Genomic DNA, 4,849 nt, shown 5'->3' with positions numbered 1-4,849 from the left:
TCCACAACCGGCTCGACAGACGCCGCAGTGACGAGACGCGGAACGAGAAGCACACCGCCCCGAAGCGCGAGCTGCGGCTCACCCACGGCCACCGCCCGGGGCAGCATCTCGGCGGCCCTCGACGGGTCGTCGAGGTCGACGAGCTGGACGCGTCCCGGGTGCTCGGAGGCGACGGAGCGCAGCAGTCCCCAGAGCGGGGCGTGCACCAGGTCGGTGACGTCCTCGTCCGGGGCGGCGGCGACGGCGCGCCGGGTGAGGGCCACCAGCCGGGTGGTGGCGAGCCGCTCGTCGGCGAGCCAGCCCTGGACGTCGGCCAGCGCGCCCGCGAGCGCGGCGTGCGCGGCCTCGGGCACGGTGGTGCCGGGGTCCGGCTCGCCGAGGCAGGGCAGCAGCAGCACGTCGGGCGCGGGCGCGCCCTCGTCGAGCGCGCGGAGCAGGCTTTCGCGGTCGGCGTGGACCGGGGTGCCGGCGGGGAACGTGGCGTCGGCGGCGCCGAGCACGGCCCAGCCGTCGGGCGCCGGCGTGCCGTCCCCGGCGGGCAGCGGAGTCCAGTCGATCCGCAGCAGCCCGTCGGCGCGGGCGCCGGCCGTGGCCAGGGCGTCGGCGGCCAGCGGGCGCAGGCCCAGCTCCTCGACCTCCGCCAGCGTCGCGCCGTTCTCGTCGGCGACCGTCAGGGCGAAGGCCGGCGCGTCGGTGGCGCCGCCGGAGCGGGCCAGCCGCACCCGCAGCGCCGAGGCGCCGCCGGCGTCGACCCGGACCCCCGCCCAGGTGAAGGGGAGCAGTGCCGGGCCGGTGTCGGCCGCGACGCCGGGGAGCAGGGCGTGCAGCGCGGCGTCGAGCAGCGCCGGGTGCAGCGCGAACCTGGCGGCGCCCGCGCGGTGTTCGGCGTCCAGCGCCACCTCCGCGTACAGCTCGTCGGCACCCTCGCCCGCGGTCCAGAGCCGGCGCAGGTTGCGGAAGGCCGGGCCGTAGGCGTAGCCGAGGTCGGCGAGACGGGCGTAGGCGTCCGTCAGGTCGGTCTCGGCGGCGCCGGGCGGCGGCCAGGCGGCCAGGGGGGTCTCGCCGGCCGGCGCCTGACCGGGGTGGAGCGTGCCGTGCGCGTGCGCGGTCCACTCGTCCTCATCGAGGGCGTCCTCCGGCCTGGAGTGGACCCGCACCGGGCGGGCGCCGGTCTCGTCGGCGGCGCCCACCGTCACCTGGAGCCGGACGCCGCCGCGTGCCGGCAGGGTCAGCGGGACGGCGAGGGTGAGCTCGCCGACGGTGGGCGTCCCGGTGCGCTCGCCGGCGGCCAGGGCGATCTCCAGCAGCCCCGTGCCGGGCACCAGCACGGTGCCGGCGACGGCGTGGTCCCCCAGCCAGGGATGGGTGTGGCGGGAGAGCCTGCCGGTGAAGACGTGCTCGTCGCGGTCGGCCAGCGCGGTGCCGGCGCCGAGCAGCGGATGGTCGGCGGCGGTCAGCCCGAAGCCGCCCGCGTCGCCGGCCGCGTCGGGGGCGTCCAGCCAGTAGCGCTGCCGCTGGAAGGCGTAGGAGGGCAGCTCGGTGGGCCGTCCGCCGGGGAAGAACGTCTCCCAGCGCGGCCGGGCCCCACGCGCCGCGAGCAGCCCGACGGCGGAGGTGAACGTCGCTCCCTCGGGCCGGCCCCGGCGCAGCGCGGAGGCGACCACGCCGGGCTCGGCGGTGAGCGACGCCTGGACCAGCGCGGTCAGCACCCCGTCCGGGCCCAGCTCCAGCCACTCGGTGACGCCGTGTTCCTCCAGCAGGCGGACGCCGTCGAGGAAGCGGACGGGCCGGCGGATGTGGCGCGCCCAGTAGTCGGGCGAGGCCAGCTCCTCGGCGGTGGCGAGTGCGCCGGTGACGTTGGAGACGACCGGGACGCGCGGCGCCCGGTAGGTGAGGCCGCCGGCCAGCGCGCGGAACTCGTCCAGGACGCCCTCCATGTGCGGCGAGTGGAAGGCGTGGCTGACCGGCAGGCGGCGGACGCGTCCGCCGCGCTCCTTGAAGTGGCCGGCCAGCGCGTCGACGGCGTCGGCGTCGCCGGATATCACGGTCGAGGTGGGCGCGTTGACGGCGGCGATCGCGACCCGGGCGCCGTAGGGCTCGATGGCGGCCCGGACCTGCTCCTCGGTGGCCTCGACGGCGGCCATGGCGCCGCCCTCGCGGGCGGACTGCATCAGCCGGCCGCGCCCGGCGACCAGAGCGGCGGCGTCGGCCAGGTCCAGGACGCCCGCGAGATGGGCGGCCGTGATCTCGCCGACGGAGTGGCCGAGCAGGTAGTCGGGGGTGATCCCGTGGTGCTCGACCAGCCGGAAGAGCGCGGTCTCCACGGCGAACAGCGCGGCCTGGGTGTAGGCGGTCTGGTCCAGCAGCGCCGAGTCCGCGGAGTCCTCGGGCGCGAAGAGCACGGACGCCAGCGGCCGGACCAGCGCCCGGTCCAGCTCGGCGCAGACCTCGTCGAGGGCGGCGGCGAACACCGGGGACGCGGCGTACAGTTCGCGTCCCATGCCGAGGCGCTGGGCGCCCTGCCCGGTGAGCAGGAAGGCGGTCCTGCCGGGCGTGCCGGCGGGGACGCGCGGCGCGGTGGCGGTGTTCTCGCCTCGGGCGAGGGCGGCGAGCCCGTCGAGGAGCTCCGCGCGGTCGGCGGCCACGACCAGCGCGCGGTGGTCGTGCGCGGCGCGGGTGGTGGCCAGGGAGTGGCCGATGTCGGCCAGCGGCACCTCGGGGTGCGCGGCCAGATGGGCGCGCAGCCGTTCCGCCTGGGCGGCCAGCGCCTCGGCGCTGTGCGCGCTGAGCGGCCAGGGGGCGCCGGTGGCGGGCGGTTCGGCGGCGGGCTCGCGCGCGGGCCGGGGCTCGGGCGCCTCGATGACGACGTGGGCGTTGGTGCCGCTGATGCCGAACGAGGAGATCCCGGCCCGGCGCGGCCGGTCGGCGACGGCCGGCCACTCCCGTTCCTCCGTCAGCAACTCGACCGCGCCGCCTGACCAGTCCACCATCGGCGAGGGCTCGTCGGCGTGCAGCGTGCGGGGCAGCACGCCGTGGCGCATCGCCTGCACCATCTTGATGACCCCGCCGACACCGGCGGCCGCCTGGGCGTGCCCGATGTTCGACTTCAACGACCCCAGATACAGGGGCGCCGCCTCCCGCTCCTGGCCGTAGGTGGCCAGCAGGGCACCCGCCTCGATCGGGTCGCCCAGCCGGGTGCCCGTGCCGTGCGCCTCCACCACGTCCACCTCGGCGGGGGTGAGTCCGGCGCTGCCGAGGGCCTGGCGGATGACCCGCTCCTGGGACGGACCGTTCGGCGCGGTCAGCCCGTTGCTGGCACCGTCCTGGTTCACCGCCGAACCGCGTACGACGGCGAGCACCCGGTGCCCGTTGCGCCGCGCGTCCGAAAGCCGCTCGACCAGCAGCAGCCCGACCCCCTCCGACCAGCCGACGCCGTCCGCGTCCGCGCCGAAGGACTTGCAGCGGCCGTCCGGGGACAGGCCGCGCTGCCGGGAGAACTCGACGAAGACGTTCGGGCCCGCCATGACGGTGACCCCGCCGGCGAGCGCCAGGTCGCACTCGCCGTTGCGCAGGGCGCCCACCGCCAGGTGCAGGGCGACCAGCGACGAGGAGCAGGCGGTGTCGACGGTCACGGCAGGGCCCTCGAAGCCGTAGGTGTAGGAGAGCCGGCCGGAGACGACGCTGGAGAGGTTGCCGGCCAGCAGGAAGCCCTCGTACTCCTCGGGGCTGGCGGCCAGCCGCGAGACGTAGTCGTCGTACATGGCGCCGACGAAGACGCCGGTGCCGGAGCCGCGCAGGGCGGTGGGGTCCAGCCGGGCGTCCTCGAACGTCTCCCAGGCGGTCTCCAGCAGCAGCCGGTGCTGCGGGTCCATGGCGACGGCCTCGCGGGGCGAGATCCCGAAGAACGCCGGGTCGAACCGGTCCGCGTCGTGCAGGAAGCCTCCGTGCCGCACATAGGAGGTGCCGGTGTGCTCCGGGTCCGGGTCGTAGAGGGCGTCCACGTCCCAGCCCCGGTTCTCGGGGAACGGGGTGACGGCGTCCGTGCCGTCGGCGACCAGCCGCCACAGGTCCTCGGGCGAGGAGACCCCGCCCGGGTAGCGGCACGCCATGCCGACGATCGCGATCGGCTCGTCGGTGACGGCCGGGGCGGGCCGGCGCGCGGCGGGACCGGCGCCCGCGGTGGCGCCGTTCAGCCGGGACAGCAGGAAGTCGGTGACGGCGCGCGGCGACGGGTGGTCGAAGACGACGGTGGTGGGCAGCCGCAGCCCGGTGACGGCGTTGAGCCGGTTGCGCAGTTCCACCCCGGCCAGCGAGTCGAAGCCCATCTCCTTGAACGCCCGTCCGGCGTCCAGCCGGTGCGGGTCGGCGTGGCCGAGGACGCCGGCGACCGTGGTGCGCACCAGGTCGAGCACGGTCTCGCCGCGCTCGTCCTCGGGGAGCGCGGCCATCCGCTCGGCCCAGTCGGCGCCGCCGGTCGGGCCGGCGGCGGCGCGGCGGGTCCTGCCGCGCACCAGGGCGCGCAGCAGGGGCGCGGGCTCGGCTTCGGCGGCGCGCAGCGCGGGGAGGTCGAACGCGGCGGGGACGCGCAGCGCGCGCTCGCCGGCGAGCGAGGCGTCGAGCAGCGCGAGGCCGCGTTCGGCGGGCAGCGGGCGGAGGCCGGACCTGGCCCAGCGGGCCAGATCGGTCTCGCCGAGCGTGGCGCCCATGCCCCGCTCGCCGTCCCACAGGCCCCAGGCGAGGGAGAGCCCCGGCAACCCCGAGGCCCTGCGATGCGCCGCCAACGCGTCCAAGAACGCGTTCGCCGCCGCATAGTTCCCCTGCCCCGCCGTACCCAACAACCCCGCCACCG

1 protein-coding gene is annotated in these 4,849 nt (G+C 77.3%); it reads right to left on the bottom strand.

What is annotated here, in order from left to right:
• Positions 1–4,849, bottom strand: a 4,849-nt coding sequence (locus CRP51_RS27815; RefSeq protein WP_141514706.1) for a type I polyketide synthase, incomplete at both ends; no start/stop codon positions are given.

Origin of the sequence: Streptomyces zhaozhouensis (assembly GCF_900230195.1) — a bacterium.
GTDB classification, from domain to species: Bacteria; Actinomycetota; Actinomycetes; order Streptomycetales; family Streptomycetaceae; genus Streptomyces; species Streptomyces zhaozhouensis.
This window is presented reverse-complemented; position numbering and strand designations above follow the sequence as displayed.